Here is a 16,759-nt window from a genome sequence, read left to right as displayed (position 1 = left end):
TTATTCTGCCCAAACAACCCAGCCGTAGTGGGCGCTGGCCAACACCAGCAAGCCGAACACAATGCGGTACCAGGCAAAAAACGTGAAGTCGTGCGAGCTGATATAGCGCAGCAGCCAGCGCACGCACAGGAAGGCGGAGATGAAGGCGGACACGGTGCCCAGGCCGAACAGGGGCACGTCGGTGGCCGACAGGATGTCGCGCGCTTTGTACAGCGAGTAAAAGGTGGCCGCCAGCAGGGTCGGGATGGCCAGGAAGAACGAGAATTCGGTGGCTGTCTTGCGCGACAGGCCCAGCAGCATGCCGCCGATGATGGTCGAGCCGGAACGGCTGGTGCCGGGGATCAGCGCGAACGCCTGTGCGCAGCCCACTTTCAAGGCGTCGAACGGCGTCATTTCATCGACCGAGTTGACGCGCACGGTGACGGGATTGGTGCGCGCGCGGCGCTCCACCAGCAAAATCACGATGCCGCCGATGATGAAGGCCATGGCGACCGGTACCGGCTTGAACAGCGCATGCTTGATCATCTTGCCGATGGCCAGGCCGATGATGGCCAGGGGCAGGAAGGCGATGGCCACGTTCAGCACGAACTTGCGCGACTTCGCTTCGCTGCCAAAGGTGGTCAGCACGCTGCCGATGCGCTGGCGGTATTCCCAGCACACGGCGAGGATGGCGCCGGCCTGGATGGCGATCTCGAAGACATCCATGACTTCTTTCGATACATCCTTGGTAAAGTCGAGCAGGCTGCCGGCCAGGATCAGATGTCCCGTGGACGAAATCGGCAAGAATTCGGTAAAACCTTCGACCAGCCCCATGATGATGGCTTTTAACGCAAGAATGAGATCCATAGATGTATAAACGGGTATAAGTGGCAGGATGGGGTGACCGCGTGGCGCCAGCAATGTGCGCGGGGTCGAAGCTTACCATGCCGGAGGCCCGTCGAGCCGATTTGGGCGCTGGCGGGCAGCGGTTTTTTGCCGCCGCCCGCCAGGCAAGGGGAGGGTTCAGGCAGCCTGTTTTGCCGGCGCCACCAGGCGCGCGCTGGCCGCCACCAGCAGCAGGGCGGCGCCCAGCATGGCGAAGGCGATATTCAGGCTGGTGGCGTGCGCCACAAAACCGATGACGGCCGGGCCGGCCAGGATGCCCGCGTAGCCGATGGTGGTGATGGCCGCCACCGCCAGGCTGGCCGGCATGGCGTGCTGCTGGCCTGCCGCCGTGAACAGGATGGGCACGATGTTCGCCGCGCCCAGGCCGATCAGCACGAAGCCGAGCATGGCCAGGCCGGCGTGCGGCGCCAGCACGGCCAGGAAGAAGCCTGCCGCTGCGCACAGGCCGCCCAAAGTAAGCACCCGCTTGCCGCCAAAGCGGCTGACCACCTTGTCGCCCGTAAACCGGCCTACCGTCATGGCGATGGCGAAGGCGGCGTAGCCGAGGCCGCCCTTGGCTTCTTCCACGCCGCGCGTGGTGGTGAGGAACAGGGCGCTCCAGTCGAGGATGGCGCCTTCGGCCAGGAAGACGATAAAGCACAGCAAGCCGATGAAAATGACGGCGCCATGCGGCATGACGAACAGCGGCGTCTTTTCGCCGGAGGCGGACGCCGTCGGCAGCAGATGGCCTTGCGCCGCGCCCAGCACGCCGCACAGCAGCAGCATCACGACTACGCAGGACCAGGCCGGCGTCAGGCCCAGCCACAGCAGCAAGGCCATGCAGGCCGCGCCGGCGAAGCCGCCTACGCTGAACAGGGCATGAAAGCCCGACATCATGGCGCCACCGTTGGCTTTTTCGATGATCACGGCCTGGATGTTGATGGCCACGTCAAACGTGCCCATGGCTGCGCCGAAGACCAGCAGCACCAGGCCCAGCTGCAGCGGCGTGGCCGCCAGCGCCAGGCCGGGCAGCACGGCGGTCAGCAGCAGGCCGGCGCCGACGATGACCTTGCGGCAGCCAAAGCGGCTGGCGAGCATGCCTGTAAACGGCATCGCGCACAGCGAGCCGGCGCCCAGGCACAGCAGCAAAATGCCGAGGGTGGCTTCATCGAGGCCCAGGCGCGACTTGGCGTAGGGAACCAGCGGGGCCCAGGCGGCCATGCCGAGGCCGGCGGCGAAGAAGACCAGGCGCGTGGCGCGTTGTTGCAGGGTGCCGGTGAGATGCATGATGGAACTTTTCAAAGGTCGGGGTGGATAAAATCAGGCGCGGGCGCGCAGCACTTGCACGCCCAGCCGTTCAAAGGCGGCCACGTGGGCAGCGTCGGCATCGGCTTCCAGCACCAGGTGCTGCAGCAAGCCTGTGGCCAGCACGCCGAAGGGCGCGGCGGTGCCCAGCTTGTCGCTGGTGACGGCCACCACCACCGCCTTGCTGGCGCCGGCAATGCTGCGCTTGAACTCGGCCTCGTCGTAGTTGAACGCCGTCACGCCCGCGTCCGCGTCGGCCCCGCAAGCGCCGAGGAAACACAGGTCGGGATGCATGCGCTCGACGGTGCGCAAGGCTTGTGGTCCCAGGCTGGCGCCGGCGCGGCGGTCGACCCTGCCGCCAGCCATGATGAGTTCGATTTCCGGGCGTTCCATCAGGGCCATGGCAATGGCTGGCGCATTGGTGACGACAGTGAGCGCCAACTCTGGCAACGCGCTGGCGATGGCCAGGTTGGTCGAGCCCGCATCGAGAAACAGCACCTGGCCCGCGCGCACGAGGGACACGGCGGCCTGCGCCAGGCGCGCCTTGCGCTCGGGCGCTTCCTGCTTGCGCTGGCTCAAGGTGCCGCCATCAGGCGCCAGCGGCAGGGCGCCGCCATACACGCGCTGGCACAGGCCGGCCGCCGCCATCTCGCGCAAGTCGCGGCGTATCGTATCTTCGGAAACGTCGAGCTGGCGGGCCAGGTCCAGCGCCAGTACCCTGCCGTCGGCGTGCAATTGTTGCTGGATCAGTGCGTGGCGTTGTTTGAGGAGCAGGGTGGCGGACATGGGGCATATTGAAACGTGCAGGAATGTGCATGAATATACGCAAACGTGCAATTGCGGTCAACAGTTATCTGTCAGCCGTCGTCGTGCCACTCAGGGAGCCGTCAGCCTTTCCAGCTCGGCCAGCCAGCGGATGGCATATTCGCGGCTGCTGCCGCACATGTCTGCCGATGGCTGCAAGCCGCCGCAAAAGGCGGGCCGCTCCGGCTGGCCAAAAATATTGCAACGGTTGTCGTCAGCCAGCTGGATGCAGCGCACGCCCGCCGGTTTTCCATCCGGCATGCCGGGAATCGGGCTGGTGATGGACGGTGCGGTGCAGCAGGCGCCGCAGGAGGGGCGGCATGCCAGGGTGGCAGATGGTGACATGGGAGTTCAGACGGGCGGGTGAGGAGCCGACAGTATAGCAAGCCGGCTCCCATGCGTTGCCGGGGACTCTTTTAACGCACGATGCTGACGCGCTTGCCCGACAGGGTGCGGCGGGCAGGATCGCCATGCACGGTGATGCGGCCGGAACCGCTGGCACGGGCATTGACTTCATGCTGGACGGTGACGTCGATGTCGCCGGACCCGTTGCTCGCCAGATAGGCAACGTCGCTGCGCAGAGACGCCAGGTTGATATCGCCCGAGCCATTCACGTTGGCATCGAGACGCTGCACGATGCCGCTGGCGCTGATGCTGCCCGAGCCATTGACGGCCACGTTGATGCGTTCGCCGCGCACGCTGCCCACCTGGATGCTGCCCGAAGCGTTCTGTACCGCGTCCGTATTGCCGCTGGTGAGGGCCGCCGCGTTGATGCTGCCGGAACCATTGTTGGCCACGTCGAAGCGTCCCACGCTACCCGACAGTTCGCTTTTCATCGAACCGCGCTGCTCCAGGCTGAAATCGTCGCCATTCAGGCCGCTGACCACCAGGCGGCCCGAGCCGGAGATGTTGATCTTCTTCAATTGTGGCGTCGTATAGATGACGTGGATACCATTGCTGCTGCGAATGTTCGTATCGCTCCAGATGCGCAGGGTATTGCCGTTCACGTCGCTGTGGATCAACGGTTGCAGATTGCTGTCCGCTTCGATCACCAGCGATGCCGCCGGGCCGACGCGCACGTCGATCTTGATATCGATGCGCTTCATGTTGTCGATGTCGAGCGCGGTGATGTTGCCGACCTGGCGCACGTCGCGGCTTGCTTGCCCGTTGCCCCGGATGGCATTGCCGCCCGATTCGGCATAGCGCACTTCGCCGTCGTTGGGGTTGATGACGATGGCGCAACCGCCGAGGACAACGGCACAGCACAGAGCCAGCAAGGTACGCATGGTGTTTCCTTTATGATTGTTTTAGTTCAGGACAAGAAAAAAGCCGGCTGCCGCGCCGCGGCTGCCGTGCTGTCGATGAGAAGATAGCAAGGCGGCACGGTGGTTTGAAGGGAAATGCGATGAACTGCGCAAAATGGGGGCTGAAACGCATTCTGGCTCACCCGTTACCGAAGGTCAGGGCGGCAAAGGGCGGTGCCGCCGACCCTGGCGCGGAGGGTACAATACGGGGAGTTGGCAGCCTGGCCAAGTGTCTTGCGTGGTGGTACGGCCAGCGCTTGACCTTGACGGTAGACCGGTCTACCATTAATGACTCAAAAGTAAGTTACTTGGAAAGACACATGCAAGCCCCGATTGATACCAAGCCCCGCTGGGAGCGGCGCAAGGATGCCCGCCCGCAGGAACTGCTCGCCGCCGCCCTCGACCTGTTTGTCGAACGGGGCTTCGCATCGACGCGCCTGGAGGATGTGGCCAAGCGGGCCGGCGTGTCGAAAGGCACGCTGTACCTGTACTTTGAGAACAAGCAAGAGCTGTTCAAGGCCGTGGTGCGCGACAATATTGTGCAGTCGATCGGCGAGGCGGAAGACAGCATGGCCGCCTCGGACAGCAGCAGTGCCGAGTTGTTGCGCAAGGTGATGATGCAGTGGTGGGAAGAGTTCGGCGCCACCAAGCTGGCCGGTTTGACCAAGCTGATGCTGGCCGAAGCGAACAATTTCCCGGAACTGGCGCAGTTTTACAACGAAGAAGTTGTTACGCGCGGCAATGGGCTGATCGTCAGCCTGCTGGAACGGGGCATGCAGCGGGGCGAATTCCGCCAGGTCGATCCCGTGCTGGTCAGTACCATCCTCAGCGCGCCCGTCACCATGCTGATGATGTGGACGCATTCCTTCCTGCCGTGCGAGGTCAAGAACATCGATCCGATCGCCTATATGGATGCCTTTATCGACATGAGCTTGCGCAGTCTGCAGGTGGAGGCGCCCGGGAAAAGTTGACATGCTGAGCTTGCCTCTACCGTTCAGTTGCCCCTTTTCCAAGGTTCGCCCCCTCAAATCTGCAGATCGTCGCAAATTTCCTCCATTCCCCGTCTTTATGGTTAACATGTGCTTTCAGCCAGTTCAACGATAAAATGGCGGATTATTACTTCACTTACCGAGTCCAAAGATGAATATCGAACAAGCCCGCTTCAATATGATCGAACAGCAGATCCGTCCATGGGACGTACTGGATATCGACGTATTGGAGCTGTTGAATGTGGTCAAGCGTGAAGATTTCGTGCCGGCCGCCTATAAAAACCTGGCCTTCGTCGATACCGAAATCCCACTGGGCGGCGGCGAATGCATGTTGACGCCGAAGCTGGAAGCGCGCATTTTGCAAGACGTAGCCGTCAAAAAGCATGAAAATGTACTGGAAATCGGCACCGGCAGCGGCTACATGGCGGCTTTGCTGGCGCACAAGGCGCGTCATGTGACGAGCGTGGAAATCGTTCCCCAATTGAAAATCCTGGCCGAACAGACCTTGGCCGCCAACGGCGTGACGAACGTCACCGTGGAACTGGGCGACGGCGCGCAAGGCTGGAGCAAGGGCGCACCGTATGACGTGATCGTCGTGTCCGGCGCCCTGGCCGTGTTGCCGGAAGCACTGTTGCAACAAGTGAAAGTCGGCGGCCGCATCCTGGCCATCATCGGCGAGGCGCCGATCATGTCGGCGCACCTGATCACGCGCAGCTCGGACAAGGCTTACGACACGCGCAAGCTGTTTGAAACCAATGTCACGCCGCTGCAAGCCGTGGCACCGTCGCATTTCCAGTTCTGAGGCGACCGATTCGATGGAGCATTTGAGTGCACCGCAGCTGGCCGCCTGGCTGGCTGACCCTTCCCGCCCGCGTCCGTTTTTGCTGGATGTGCGGGAACCGTGGGAGTTCGACCTGTGCCACCTCGACGGTGCCACCCTGATGCAGATGAACTCCATTCCTGCGCGCATCGATGACCTCGATGAAGACGCCGAGATCGTCTGCATTTGCCATCACGGCATGCGCAGCATGCAAGTGGCAGCCTTCCTGGAGCGCAATGGTTTTGGCAAGATCAGTAATTTGACGGGCGGCGTGCATGCCTGGGCGCTGCAAGTCGATAGCGCGATGCCTAAATACTAAGTTATTTTGCAGTAGATGCACCCAGGCATGTTTTCCTGCATGCCTGCGGAGGCCTGTACCCCGCTCACCCGGCGGGCGCAAGGCAAGCGGTAGCAGATTTTTGATTCCATCAACTTTTGACGACTCCAACGGAGAAATGCAATGCGGAAACCCCTTATCGCCGTGCTGATGACCAGCGCCTTTGTCTCGATGACATACTCGCTGCAAGCGCAGGCGGCCGATCTCATCCAGGTGTACCAGCAGGCGCTGGCCAATGACGCGCAGTATGCGAGCGCGCGGGCGGCCCTGTCGGCCGGGATGGAGCGGGTTCCGCAGGGGCTGGCAGGCTTGCTGCCGCAAATCTCTGCTTCAGGCAGCAATACGCGCGGCAATCAGGAACAGATCGTCCAGAACAATGGCGGCAACAAGATCACTTCGCCATCCGTGAACGTGCGCACGAACAGCTACAACCTGACCCTGGCGCAGCCGCTGTTCCGCTGGGACCGCTGGGAAACCTATCAGCAAAGCAAGCTGGCGCAAGCGATTGCTGAAGCGCAATTTGCGCAAGTCCAGCAAGACCTGATCACCCGCGTGGCGCAGGCGTATTTCGACGTGCTGAGCGCGCAGGACAACCTGGGCGCCACGCAGGCGCAAAAGGTCGCCACGACGGAGCAGCTGGCATCGGCCAAGCGCAACTTCGAAGTCGGCACGCAAACGATTACCGACACGCACGAGGCGCAGGCGGCCTACGACCTGGTGGTGGCGCAGGAGTTTGCCGCCATCAATGACCTGGCCAACAAGCGCAGCGCCTTGCAAACGATCATTGGCGAGGCGCCAACGAATCTGGCGCCGATGCGCACGGGCGTGGTCATCAGCGCGCCGGAACCGGCTGCCGTCGAGCCGTGGGTATCATCCGCTGAAGAGCAGAACTATGGCGTCGTCACGGCCCAGTTCAACGTGGAATCGGCCAAGCGCGACATCGGCCGCAACCGCGCCGGCCACTACCCGACCCTGGACCTGATCGCCAACACGGGCCATAGCTACACTTCCGGTGGCGGCAATGGCAGCGGAAATAACAACAATGCCATCGGCGTGCAGTGGAGCATCCCGATCTTCAGCGGCTTTGCCGTCACCAGCAAGGTGCGCGAATCGATCGCGCTGGAAAACAAGGCCCGCAACGACCTGGAAACGGCACGCCGCACGGCATCGCAAGGCGCGCGCCAGGCTTTCCTCGGCGTTAATAGCGGCCTGGCGCAAGTCAAGGCGCTGGAAGCGGCGGAAGTGTCGAGCAAGTCGGCGCTGGAGTCGAACCAGCTCGGCTATCAAGTGGGCGTGCGCATCAATATCGACGTCTTGAATGCGCAGAAACAATTGTTCTCGACACAAAAAGACCTGTCGAAAGCCCGCTACGACACCATCATGAACGGCTTGCGCCTGAAGGCAGCAGCCGGCACCCTGAAGGAAACGGACTTGATGCCGGTGAATGCCTTGCTCGACAAGTAAGCGCGGTCTTGCTGTCAACTTCAAATAAAACCAGCACCGGCAGCGGCGCTGGTTTTTTTTCGTCTTGACGTGTTTTCACACGGTGCGGGTATTGGCGACTTGCGTCACGATCACGCCGGCCACCACCAGCCCCGCGCCGGCCCAGTGCAGTGGAGAAATGTGCTTGACGGCAAAGCCCAGCAAGCCGTAGCGGTCGATGGCCAGCGCGGCCAGCATTTGCCCGCCGATGACGGCTGCCATGAAGGGGCCGGACCCCATGCGTGGCGCCAGCATCAGCGCAGCCGTAATATAGAACACGCCGGCCGCGCCTCCCAGCCAGGACCAGCCCGGTCCGCGCATGGCGAGGCTGACATCGGGCGCCGGCACCCGCCAGACCAGCATCACGAGCGAAGCGAGCACTGCGCTGACGGCCAGCGAGGCGAGGGTGGCCCACAGCGGGTGGCCCAGGTTGCGGCCCAGCGCGGCATTCGCGCCCGCCTGGAAGGGGACGACGGCGCCGGCCAGCATGGCCAGCGGGGCAAATACGGTAATCCATCCATGCATGTGCGACTCCCACAGTTGAGTTGATGGGGGCATCGTATTATGCTGTGGTGATTAAATCCAATTCGTAGTTTGTCATCTAACTATGCACCAAATGAATAATCTGCGCGCCGTCGATTTGAACTTGCTGGTGATCCTGGACGCGCTGCTGAGCGAGCGCCATTTGTCGCGCGCAGCCGAACGCTTGCACATGAGCCAGCCTGCCGTCAGCCATGCGCTGGCCCGCTTGCGCCACCTGCTCGGCGATCCGCTGCTGCTGCGCGGCAAGGGCGGCTTCCAGCCGACGGCGCGGGCTTTGGAATTGGCGCGGCCGCTGGCCGAAGCCTTGCAAAGCGTGCGCTCGGTGCTGGGCGGTGCCGTCTTCGAGGCGGCCACGGCGCAGCGCGTGTTTCGCCTGGCCATGTCGGATTACGGCGCGGCGTTGATCCTACCCCGCCTGTTGCGCCGCTTGCGCGTGGACGCGCCCGGCATCGACCTGGCCATCAGTTACGCCAGCCGTCCCGCCGTGATCGCTGGCGTGCAGGATGGCGAGATCGACCTGGCGCTCGGTGTGTTCCCGCAACTGCCCGAGCATCTCCATAGAGAAACCTTATTCGAGGAAACGTTCGTGTGCGCGCTCGATCCGGCCAGCCTGGCGGCCGGTGAAATGCTGAGCTTGGAAACCTATCTGGCGCGCCCGCACGTGCTGGTGGCGTCCAGCGAAGGCGGCATGGCGGCCGAAGTCGACGCGGCCCTGGCCCAGCTGGGACAGACGCGCCGCATCGCCGTGCGTGTGCCGTACTGGACGGTCGCACCGGACGTGGTGATGGGAACGGACTTGATCCTGACGGTGGCGCGGCGCGCCTTGCAGGGCAGTGCGGCGCAAGGGCTGGCGCAGTACGCTGCACCGTTTGCCATCGCGCCGTTTGCGTTTGAAGTGATACGGCACCGCCGCACGGACGGCGATGCGGGCATCGCCTGGCTGCGCGCGGCCATTGCACAGGCCGCTGAGCCAGGCTGAGGTATTACAGGCCGCCGCCCTGGCCGTCGAACTTGCGCTCGATCAATTCGATCTTGTAGCCGTCCGGGTCGGTGATGAAGGCGATGACCGTGTTGCCACCTTTCACGGGACCCGGTTCGCGCGTGACGTTGCCGCCATTTGCGCGTGCCGCGTCGCACGCGGCGACGATGTCGTCGGCCGAGATGGCGATGTGGCCGTACGCCGTGCCCAGCTCATAGCTGGTGGTGCCATAGTTATACGTCAGTTCCAGTTCCGCGTGGTCGGGATTCGAGCCATAGCCGACGAAGGCCAGCGTGTACTGGTATTCCGGGTTGTCGCTGGTGCGCAGCAATGTCATGCCCAGGACCTTGGTGTAAAAATCGATGGAGCGCTGCAGGTCGCCGACCCGTAACATGGTGTGCAAAATACGCATCGTAAATCCTTGATGATGATAGGGGAATGGCAGGATTTTATGCGTTTTACGGCTTTCTTGCCGAGACCGCCCCAGCTGTCCTGGTGCAGGACAGCAGCGGACGGTGACGTTAGTGCCGCTGGATTTACTCCAGATGGGCATCCAGCGTGATTTCCGTGGCCAGCAACTTGGACACGGGGCAGCCGAGCTTGGCGCGCAGGGCCGCATCCTGGAACGCTTCTTCCGTGGCGCCGGGAATGCTGGCTACCAGGGTCAGGTGCACGGCCGTGATGGCATAGCTGCCATCGATTTTTTCCAGGCTGACATCGGCCGTGGTTTTCAGTGCTGTGGCACGCAAGCCCGCTTCGCCCAGTTGGCCGGACAGGGCCATGGTGAAGCAGGCCGCATGGGCAGCGCCGATCAGTTCTTCCGGATTGCTGCCGGGACCGTCTTCGAAGCGTGTGTTGAAGCCATAGGCCACATTGTCGAGCGCGCCGCTTTGGGTGGAAATAAACCCTTTGCCATCTTTAAGGCCGCCACTCCAGACGGCTGATCCTGTTTTTTTCATGATGTACTCCTTGCGTGGTTCGAGCGTCCATCATGCGCGCCAGGGCTTGGCGCTTCCGTTCGTTGCGTCACACTGTGGGAGCATGCGCGGCACGGGGCACGGCCGCTCACGGCGCCGGCGTCACGCGCCAGATGACATTGCCCACGTCGTCCGCCACCAGCAGCGCGCCCGCCTTGTCGACCGCCACGCCGACGGGGCGCCCCTGCGCCTTGCCATTGCTGTCGAGGAAACCGGCGATGACGTCCTGCGGCGGGCCGCTGGGCACGCCGTTGGCGAATGGTACATAAATGACTTTATAGCCGCTGAAGGGCTTGCGGTTCCACGAGCCGTGCTGGCCGATGAAGGCACCGCCCCGGTAGCGTTCGGGCAGCAAGGCGCCGTCATAGAACGCCAGTCCCAGCGAAGCCGTGTGTGCGCCCAGCGCGTAGTCGGGCGCGATGGCGGTGGCCACCAGTTCGGGGCGCGGCGGCTTGACCCGCGCATCGACGTGCTGGCCGAAATAACTGTAGGGCCAGCCATAGAAGCCGCCGTCCTTGACGGATGTCATGTAATCGGGCACCAGATCGTTGCCCAGCTCGTCGCGCTCATTGACGGCCGTCCAGAGGGCGCCCGTTTTGGGTTGCCAGGCCATGCCGTTCGGATTGCGTAAACCCGTCGCATACACGCGCGCCTTGCCCGTGGCGCGCGTGACTTGCCAGATCGCGGCGCGGCCATCTTCGGCCGCCATGCCGTTCTCGCCCACATTGCTGTTCGAACCGACGGATACATAGAGAAATTTGCCGTCGGCGCTGGCGACGATGTTCTTGGTCCAGTGGTGATTGATGGGGCCACCTGGCAAATCCATCACCTTGACGCCTGGCGCCGTGATGGCTGTCTGGCCTTCCTTATAAGGAAAACGCATCAAGGCATCGGCATTCGCGACATACAGATCGTTGCCCACCAGGGCCATGCCGAATGGCGAATGCAAGCCTTGCAGGAACACGCTGCGCGTCTGCGCCACGCCGTTGCCATCCGTGCCGCGCAGCAGGGTGATGCGGTTGGCGCTGGGCGTGGCCGCGCCCGCTTTTTTCATCTGCATCTGCATGATGGCGCCCTTGATGCCCTTGCTGTCGTCCGGTTTCGGCGGCGCATTCGTTTCCGCCACCAGCACGTCGCCATTCGGCAGCACGTACAGCCAGCGCGGATGGTCGAGGTCGCGCGCATATGCATGGATGACCAGGCCGGCCGCGACCACGGGGCGCTGTGCGGCCGTCCAGCGCTGCACGGGCGCTACGTTGACGGTGGGAATCAGTTGCTTGTCAGGCGCAGGCAGGGCGGGTTGCGGGCCAAAGCCCACGGGCATGGCGGGCGCCTGGGCGTGGGCGACCGTGGTGCCGCAGGCAGCGGCCACCAGGAATGAACAGACATAACGGTGCATGGCGTACTCCATAACACTAGCAATGCGGGCAGCGGCGCGTGACAGTTGGAGTCAGCGCGCCTTCTTTGGTTCCAGTTGCGCGTCGGGACGGGCCTGTTTCGGTTCGGCCGGCTTGACCTTTTCCACGCCGGGCTGGGCGCGCCGATCCGTATCGACCAGGCCCTGTTCCAGGTCGCTGGCCGCCTGCTGCATGATTTTGCGCGGGCGTGCGTTTTGCGCATCGGGGGACTCGTCGCGCTCGTGCGGCAGGCGGTCGACGCCGTCATTCTTGACCTTTTCATCGGTATTGATCTTGCGTTCGCTTGGTGGGGTATGCATATGGCCTCCTGGCAGTAAAGTGAAACCAGTGTCCCGCCGCGCCAGGCCGCCTGCAAGCGGATTTGTCCATGCAGGGAGCGCTGGCGCACGCATGGACGAATCTTTTTCTGCGCTACACTGCGTGCAACACCAAGAACGCCCCTTGCGGGCACACGGCAGCCGCACTATACTGTTCATATATACAGTATCATGCGATGCAGGCGTGCGACGCGACAGCCTGGGGCGGTTTGCCACCGAATTTACTACCGAGACTCTTATGCCCGTCGATACACCCGCCGAACAGCCAGCCGCGCCCTCGCCAGCCCCGGGCGAACGCTTCAACCTGGGCGCCAAGACCATCGCCCTGGTCGTGCGCCAGAATACGGATGGCATTGCCGAACCCGTGAAAAGCATCGTCGATTTCCTGCAAGTGCTGGGCCACACGGTGGTCTTTGAGGCGGAGACGGCGGCGCATCTGAACCTGGCGTTTCCCGGCGTGCGCGCCATGTCACCTGCCGAGATCGGCGCCGCCGCCGATTGCGCCATCGTCATGGGTGGCGACGGCACCATGCTGGGCATTGCGCGCCAGCTGGCGCCATTCGACGTACCCTTGATCGGCATCAATCAAGGACGTTTGGGTTTCATGACCGATATCCCGCTCGAGCGCATGCTGCCCGTGCTGGCGCAAATTCTCGGTGGCCGCTTCAAGGCCGAACGCCGTACCTTGCTTGAAGGCAGCGTGCTGCGCGACGGCGAGTCGATTCACGTGGGCATGGCCGTCAACGATGTCGTCGTCTCGCGCGGCGCCGGTGCCGGCATGGCCGAATTGCGCGTCGAGGTCGATGGCCACTTCATGTACAACCAGCGTTCGGATGGCTTGATCATTTCCACGCCCACGGGCTCGACCGCGTATTCGCTGTCGGCCGGCGGCCCATTGCTGCACCCGACCTTGGGCGGCATCGTGCTCGTGCCGATCGCCCCGCATGCGTTGTCGAACCGTCCCATCGTCCTGCCCGACTCCAGCCAGATCGTCGTGGAAATCGTGCGCGGGCGCGATATCAGCGTCAATTTCGACATGCAGACCTTTGCCAGCCTGGTGCAGCAAGACCGCATCCTCATCCGCCGTTCGCCGCATACGATTACCTTCCTGCATCCGGAAGGGTGGAGTTACTACAACACCCTGCGTGAAAAGTTGCACTGGAATGAGTACCCGTCGGGCGAGGGCAAGCTCAGCTAACTAGTTTTCTCTACGTCAACCCGCGGTGCGCCGCCTAACCACAGAAGCCATGCTCCATACACTGTCCATCCGCGATTTTGTCATTGTCGATACCATTGAACTGGAATTTTCCGCCGGCTTCAGCGTGCTGACGGGCGAGACGGGCGCCGGCAAGTCCATCCTTATCGATGCGCTGACCCTGGCGCTGGGCGGGCGCGGCGACGCCAGCGTGGTGCGCGAAGGTGCGGCCAAGGCCGACATCACGGCCGATTTCTCCGTCAGCGAAGTGGCGCAGGCCTGGCTGGTGGCGCATGAATTCGCCAACGACGATGGCGGCGCCCTGTTGCGCCGCGTGATCGACAATGCGGGCCGCTCGAAGGCGTATATCAACGGCATCCCTGCCACGGCCGCGCAGCTGCGCGAACTGGGCGACATGCTGGTCGATATCCACGGCCAGCACGCGCACCAGTCCCTGCTGAAAAGCGAAGCGCAGCGCGCCTTGCTCGATGGCCAGGCGACGGCACGCGAAGCGGGCGCGGAACAGGATGCGCGGCAAGTGGCGGCCCTGCACAAGCGCTGGCGCGCCCTCGTGCGCCAGCGCGAAGAATTCGAAACCAACGCCGCCAACGTGCTGTACGAGCGCGAACGCCTGGAATGGCAAGTGGGGGAACTGGAAAAGCTGGCCGCCAAGCCCGGTGAATGGACGGACATCACGAACGAGCACAGCCGCCTGTCGCATGCGGCCAGCCTGCTGGAAGGGGCGCAGGAAGCCCTGTCGACTATTTCCGAGTCGGAAGACCACCCGATCGTGTCGCAACTGTCGGCCCTGAACCAGAAGCTGGGCAAGCTCGTGTCCGTCGACGCGGAATTGCAGCCGATTGTCGACCTGATCGAATCGTCGCGCATCCAGTTGCAGGAATCCGTGTACGCGCTGAACAATTACCTGGACCGGGTCGAGCTGGATCCGGAGCGCCTGCACCAGCTCGACGCTCGCATGGAAGCCATGCACAGCACGGCCCGCAAATTCCGCGTCACGCCCGAAGAATTACCCGAGGAACACGCGAAGCTGTCGGAAAAGCTGCAGCACCTGGCCGACGCTTCCGACATCGAAGGCTTGCTGCGCCAGGAAGCGAAGATCGAGGCCGAGTACCGCGGCGTTGCCGAGCGCTTGTCCGACACGCGCCGCGCCGCGGCCCTGGAACTGGGGCACGCCGTCACGCGTGCCATGCAGGAACTGAGCATGACGGGCGGCAGCTTTGAAATCGCCCTGCACCCGTGCGAGCCGGCCGCCCACGGGCTCGAGCAGGTCGAGTTTCTCGTCGCCGGTCATGCGGGCACGGCGCCCCGCTCGCTGGCGAAAGTCGCGTCCGGCGGCGAACTGGCGCGCATCGCGCTGGCCATCTCCGTCATCACCTCGCACGCCACCACCACGCCGACCCTGATCTTCGACGAGGTCGACAGCGGCATCGGCGGCGCCGTCGCCGAAGTGGTGGGCCGCCTGTTGAAACGCCTGGGGCAGGGACGCCAAGTGCTGTGCGTGACCCACTTGCCGCAAGTGGCCAGCCAGGCGAATCAGCATTTTCAGGTGGCAAAAAGCACCCTGGACAATGGCAAGACGGCGTCGCGCATCGACATGCTCGACGCCAAGGCCAGGGTGGAAGAAGTGGCGCGCATGCTGGGCGGCCTGGAAATCACGGCCACCACGCGCAAGCATGCGCGCGAGTTGCTGGCTATCTAGTACACCTAACCAAACCTACTGCGCGTCGTGGGTCGCGGCCTGTGATGCTCACTGCCTCGGCGGCCCCATGCTTCGCACAGCTCCGCTTCTCGGGCCAACGGGGGCGCCGAGCCTCGCTGCCGCTCGCTACGGTTTTGTTAGGCGTTGTTAGCGTAAACCGGTCTGGCGAGAATAGCAGTTAACCTTATGCCGTTCCTTTCCATCTTTCCCGATGTTGACGCAATGTAACTATAATGGTCGGCTAATCCATCCAACGCCTTCGAAGAGCCTTCATGTCATTTCAAACAGAACCTCCGTACACGCATGGCAGTATCGACCGCAGCGCCGTGGTGCTGGTCAACCTGGGCACGCCCGATGCGCCGACGTCGTCGGCCGTGCGGCGCTACCTGAAGCAATTTTTGTCGGATCCGCGCGTGGTGGAGATTCCCCGCATCGTCTGGTGGTTCATCCTGAACCTGATCATTTTGCCCTTTCGTTCCGGCCAGTCGGCCAAGAAATACGCGTCGATCTGGACGCGCGAAGGTTCGCCCCTGAAAGTGCACACGCAAAAGCAAGCCAAGTTGCTGGCCGGCGCCCTGGCCGAGCGGGGTCACGACGGCGTGACGGTGGCCATGGCCATGCGCTATGGTTCGCCTTCCTTGCCCGAGGTGCTGGCCAGGCTGAAAAGCGAAGGCTGCGAGCGCATCGCCATCCTGCCTGCCTATCCGCAATACTCGGGTACGACGACGGGTTCCATCTACGACGCCGTGTTTGCCCATTACGCCAACGTGCGCAATGTGCCGGAATTGCGCTTTATCAAGCAGTATCACGAGCACGACACGTATATCGACGCCTTGCGCGACTCCGTGCTGAACCACTGGGAAGCGCATGGCCGTCCGGAAAAACTGGTGATGAGTTTTCATGGCGTGCCCAAGCGCACCCTGCTGCTGGGCGATCCCTACCACTGCCAATGCCTGAAAACGGCGCGTCTGCTGGCGGAAAAGTTAAAATTAAGTAAAGAGCAATATGTGGTGACTTTCCAGTCGCGCTTTGGCAAAGCCGAATGGCTGCAGCCGTACACGGCGCCCACCCTCGTGGCGCTGGCGCAACAGGGCGTCAAGCGCGTCGACCTGCTGTGTCCCGGCTTTACCAGCGATTGCCTGGAAACGCTGGAAGAGATCGCCATGGAAGCCAAGCATGATTTTGAAACGGCCGGCGGCCAGCAGTTTCATTACATCGCTTGCTTGAACGAAACACCCGCCTGGATCGCAGGCATGGCGGAAATTGCGGAACAGCACATGATTGGCTGGCCGACGATGAAGACGGTACCGCAGCGCGAAGCGGACAGGAAAGCGGGCGAGCAGGCGCGCACGGCGGCACTGGCGCTGGGCGCGACCAACTGACAACTGCATTTTTCGCCATCTAAAAGCCGCGCTTGCGCGGCTTTGTCATGTCTGGCGCGGCCAAGGGGCTTTCCAAATAGCAACACCGCCAGTGGCGATGGCCGCGGCGGGGCTGGTAGAATGCCCGCTTTGCCATGGGAAGCCTGGAAAATCAAGGGGGCGCGCGCACGGATCGCTGGCCGAAATGGGTAGCGTTTTGTAATAAGCTGTAACATGGATCGCTGTAATCCTGGTTTTGCCACGGATACCCCTTGAAACAATAGGATATAGCCCCATCTGCCCGTTAGTGTTGTAAAGATAGTTAGACTAACTCATTTAAGTCA

Annotated in this window: 18 protein-coding genes; 8 read left to right on the top strand and 10 right to left on the bottom strand. The window is 62.9% G+C overall.

Features of this window, described 5'->3' with window-relative positions; all coding sequences use genetic code 11:
• The 5 genes from JAB1_RS21825 to JAB1_RS21805 all read right to left on the bottom strand — a co-directional run bounded on the left by JAB1_RS21825 (nucleotide 1) and on the right by JAB1_RS21805 (nucleotide 4,259).
• Nucleotides 1-846 carry an undecaprenyl-diphosphate phosphatase gene (locus JAB1_RS21825; RefSeq protein ID WP_034785863.1) on the bottom strand — a complete coding sequence of 282 codons (846 nt, stop codon included), beginning with the start codon at nucleotides 844-846 and terminating at the stop codon, nucleotides 1-3.
• Nucleotides 847-1,002: 156 nt separating this feature from the next.
• A complete protein-coding gene (locus tag JAB1_RS21820; protein WP_070281714.1) occupies nucleotides 1,003-2,151 on the bottom strand; it encodes an MFS transporter in 1,149 nt (382 codons plus the stop codon).
• Nucleotides 2,152-2,184: 33 nt separating this feature from the next.
• Complete coding sequence (locus JAB1_RS21815) at nucleotides 2,185-2,955, bottom strand: DeoR/GlpR family DNA-binding transcription regulator (protein ID WP_070281713.1); 771 nt, start codon at nucleotides 2,953-2,955, stop codon at nucleotides 2,185-2,187.
• Between the two features lie 90 nt (nucleotides 2,956-3,045).
• The gene (locus JAB1_RS21810) at nucleotides 3,046-3,318 is read right to left on the bottom strand and encodes a YkgJ family cysteine cluster protein (protein WP_070281712.1); all 273 of its coding nucleotides are present in this window, start codon (nucleotides 3,316-3,318) and stop codon (nucleotides 3,046-3,048) included.
• Between the two features lie 71 nt (nucleotides 3,319-3,389).
• Entirely contained in the window at nucleotides 3,390-4,259 is an 870-nt protein-coding gene (locus JAB1_RS21805) for a head GIN domain-containing protein (RefSeq protein WP_070281711.1), read from the bottom strand.
• Nucleotides 4,260-4,597: 338 nt separating this feature from the next.
• Between JAB1_RS21805 and JAB1_RS21800 the strand changes: the two genes are divergently transcribed.
• The 4 genes from JAB1_RS21800 (at nucleotide 4,598) to JAB1_RS21785 (ending at nucleotide 7,887) form a co-directional block, all read left to right on the top strand.
• Nucleotides 4,598-5,248, top strand: coding sequence for a TetR/AcrR family transcriptional regulator (locus tag JAB1_RS21800; RefSeq protein ID WP_034788763.1), 651 nt, complete (start codon nucleotides 4,598-4,600; stop codon nucleotides 5,246-5,248).
• Between the two features lie 169 nt (nucleotides 5,249-5,417).
• Nucleotides 5,418-6,068, top strand: coding sequence for a protein-L-isoaspartate O-methyltransferase (locus JAB1_RS21795; RefSeq protein WP_070281710.1), 651 nt, complete (start codon nucleotides 5,418-5,420; stop codon nucleotides 6,066-6,068).
• Between the two features lie 13 nt (nucleotides 6,069-6,081).
• Entirely contained in the window at nucleotides 6,082-6,405 is a 324-nt protein-coding gene (locus JAB1_RS21790) for a rhodanese-like domain-containing protein (RefSeq protein WP_070281709.1), read from the top strand.
• 141 nt (nucleotides 6,406-6,546) lie between these two features.
• Nucleotides 6,547-7,887, top strand: a complete 1,341-nt coding sequence (locus tag JAB1_RS21785; protein WP_070254684.1) for a TolC family outer membrane protein — start codon at nucleotides 6,547-6,549, stop codon at nucleotides 7,885-7,887.
• A 75-nt stretch (nucleotides 7,888-7,962) separates the two neighbouring features.
• Here the strand turns inward: JAB1_RS21785 and JAB1_RS21780 are convergent, their stop codons facing one another.
• Nucleotides 7,963-8,430, bottom strand: a complete 468-nt coding sequence (locus JAB1_RS21780; protein ID WP_070281708.1) for a DMT family transporter — start codon at nucleotides 8,428-8,430, stop codon at nucleotides 7,963-7,965.
• Nucleotides 8,431-8,521: 91 nt separating this feature from the next.
• On the opposite strand from JAB1_RS21780, the gene JAB1_RS21775 reads away from it, so the two are divergent.
• The gene (locus tag JAB1_RS21775) at nucleotides 8,522-9,427 is read left to right on the top strand and encodes a LysR substrate-binding domain-containing protein (RefSeq protein WP_070281707.1); all 906 of its coding nucleotides are present in this window, start codon (nucleotides 8,522-8,524) and stop codon (nucleotides 9,425-9,427) included.
• Between the two features lie 4 nt (nucleotides 9,428-9,431).
• On the opposite strand, the gene gloA is transcribed toward JAB1_RS21775, so the two are convergent.
• The 4 genes from gloA to JAB1_RS21755 form a co-directional block, all read right to left on the bottom strand.
• On the bottom strand, nucleotides 9,432-9,839 hold the full coding sequence (gene gloA, locus JAB1_RS21770; protein ID WP_071653386.1) for a lactoylglutathione lyase: 408 nt from the start codon (nucleotides 9,837-9,839) through the stop codon (nucleotides 9,432-9,434).
• A gap of 124 nt (nucleotides 9,840-9,963) precedes the next feature.
• Nucleotides 9,964-10,386 (bottom strand): OsmC family protein, encoded by a 423-nt coding sequence (locus JAB1_RS21765; RefSeq protein ID WP_034788746.1) that lies wholly within the window; start codon nucleotides 10,384-10,386, stop codon nucleotides 9,964-9,966.
• A 106-nt stretch (nucleotides 10,387-10,492) separates the two neighbouring features.
• A complete protein-coding gene (locus JAB1_RS21760) occupies nucleotides 10,493-11,803 on the bottom strand; it encodes a sorbosone dehydrogenase family protein (protein WP_070281883.1) in 1,311 nt (436 codons plus the stop codon).
• 51 nt (nucleotides 11,804-11,854) lie between these two features.
• Nucleotides 11,855-12,121, bottom strand: a complete 267-nt coding sequence (locus JAB1_RS21755; RefSeq protein ID WP_034788743.1) for a hypothetical protein — start codon at nucleotides 12,119-12,121, stop codon at nucleotides 11,855-11,857.
• A 256-nt stretch (nucleotides 12,122-12,377) separates the two neighbouring features.
• Here JAB1_RS21755 and JAB1_RS21750 point away from each other — a divergent pair, with 256 nt between their 5' ends.
• The 3 genes from JAB1_RS21750 (at nucleotide 12,378) to hemH (ending at nucleotide 16,436) form a co-directional block, all read left to right on the top strand.
• A complete protein-coding gene (locus tag JAB1_RS21750) occupies nucleotides 12,378-13,337 on the top strand; it encodes an NAD kinase (protein ID WP_231958491.1) in 960 nt (319 codons plus the stop codon).
• Between the two features lie 49 nt (nucleotides 13,338-13,386).
• The gene (gene recN, locus JAB1_RS21745; protein WP_070254680.1) at nucleotides 13,387-15,054 is read left to right on the top strand and encodes a DNA repair protein RecN; all 1,668 of its coding nucleotides are present in this window, start codon (nucleotides 13,387-13,389) and stop codon (nucleotides 15,052-15,054) included.
• A 272-nt stretch (nucleotides 15,055-15,326) separates the two neighbouring features.
• The gene (gene hemH / locus JAB1_RS21740; RefSeq protein WP_070281706.1) at nucleotides 15,327-16,436 is read left to right on the top strand and encodes a ferrochelatase; all 1,110 of its coding nucleotides are present in this window, start codon (nucleotides 15,327-15,329) and stop codon (nucleotides 16,434-16,436) included.
• Nucleotides 16,437-16,759 lie beyond the last annotated feature (323 nt).

Source organism: Janthinobacterium sp. MP5059B (genome assembly GCF_001758645.1).
GTDB lineage: Bacteria > Pseudomonadota > Gammaproteobacteria > Burkholderiales > Burkholderiaceae_D > Janthinobacterium > Janthinobacterium lividum.
This window is presented reverse-complemented; position numbering and strand designations above follow the sequence as displayed.

What these genes read in the sequence shown, in the direction of transcription:
- JAB1_RS21825 (WP_034785863.1), bottom strand. Translation starts at nt 846, where the DNA reads ATGGATCTCATTCTTGCGTTAAAAGCCATCATCATGGGGCTGGTCGAA.
- JAB1_RS21820 (WP_070281714.1), bottom strand. Translation starts at nt 2,151, where the DNA reads ATGCATCTCACCGGCACCCTGCAACAACGCGCCACGCGCCTGGTCTTC.
- JAB1_RS21815 (WP_070281713.1), bottom strand. Translation starts at nt 2,955, where the DNA reads ATGTCCGCCACCCTGCTCCTCAAACAACGCCACGCACTGATCCAGCAA.
- JAB1_RS21810 (WP_070281712.1), bottom strand. Translation starts at nt 3,318, where the DNA reads ATGTCACCATCTGCCACCCTGGCATGCCGCCCCTCCTGCGGCGCCTGC.
- JAB1_RS21805 (WP_070281711.1), bottom strand. Translation starts at nt 4,259, where the DNA reads ATGCGTACCTTGCTGGCTCTGTGCTGTGCCGTTGTCCTCGGCGGTTGC.
- JAB1_RS21800 (WP_034788763.1), top strand. Translation starts at nt 4,598, where the DNA reads ATGCAAGCCCCGATTGATACCAAGCCCCGCTGGGAGCGGCGCAAGGAT.
- JAB1_RS21795 (WP_070281710.1), top strand. Translation starts at nt 5,418, where the DNA reads ATGAATATCGAACAAGCCCGCTTCAATATGATCGAACAGCAGATCCGT.
- JAB1_RS21790 (WP_070281709.1), top strand. Translation starts at nt 6,082, where the DNA reads ATGGAGCATTTGAGTGCACCGCAGCTGGCCGCCTGGCTGGCTGACCCT.
- JAB1_RS21785 (WP_070254684.1), top strand. Translation starts at nt 6,547, where the DNA reads ATGCGGAAACCCCTTATCGCCGTGCTGATGACCAGCGCCTTTGTCTCG.
- JAB1_RS21780 (WP_070281708.1), bottom strand. Translation starts at nt 8,430, where the DNA reads ATGCATGGATGGATTACCGTATTTGCCCCGCTGGCCATGCTGGCCGGC.
- JAB1_RS21775 (WP_070281707.1), top strand. Translation starts at nt 8,522, where the DNA reads ATGAATAATCTGCGCGCCGTCGATTTGAACTTGCTGGTGATCCTGGAC.
- gloA (WP_071653386.1), bottom strand. Translation starts at nt 9,839, where the DNA reads ATGCGTATTTTGCACACCATGTTACGGGTCGGCGACCTGCAGCGCTCC.
- JAB1_RS21765 (WP_034788746.1), bottom strand. Translation starts at nt 10,386, where the DNA reads ATGAAAAAAACAGGATCAGCCGTCTGGAGTGGCGGCCTTAAAGATGGC.
- JAB1_RS21760 (WP_070281883.1), bottom strand. Translation starts at nt 11,803, where the DNA reads ATGCACCGTTATGTCTGTTCATTCCTGGTGGCCGCTGCCTGCGGCACC.
- JAB1_RS21755 (WP_034788743.1), bottom strand. Translation starts at nt 12,121, where the DNA reads ATGCATACCCCACCAAGCGAACGCAAGATCAATACCGATGAAAAGGTC.
- JAB1_RS21750 (WP_231958491.1), top strand. Translation starts at nt 12,378, where the DNA reads ATGCCCGTCGATACACCCGCCGAACAGCCAGCCGCGCCCTCGCCAGCC.
- recN (WP_070254680.1), top strand. Translation starts at nt 13,387, where the DNA reads ATGCTCCATACACTGTCCATCCGCGATTTTGTCATTGTCGATACCATT.
- hemH (WP_070281706.1), top strand. Translation starts at nt 15,327, where the DNA reads ATGTCATTTCAAACAGAACCTCCGTACACGCATGGCAGTATCGACCGC.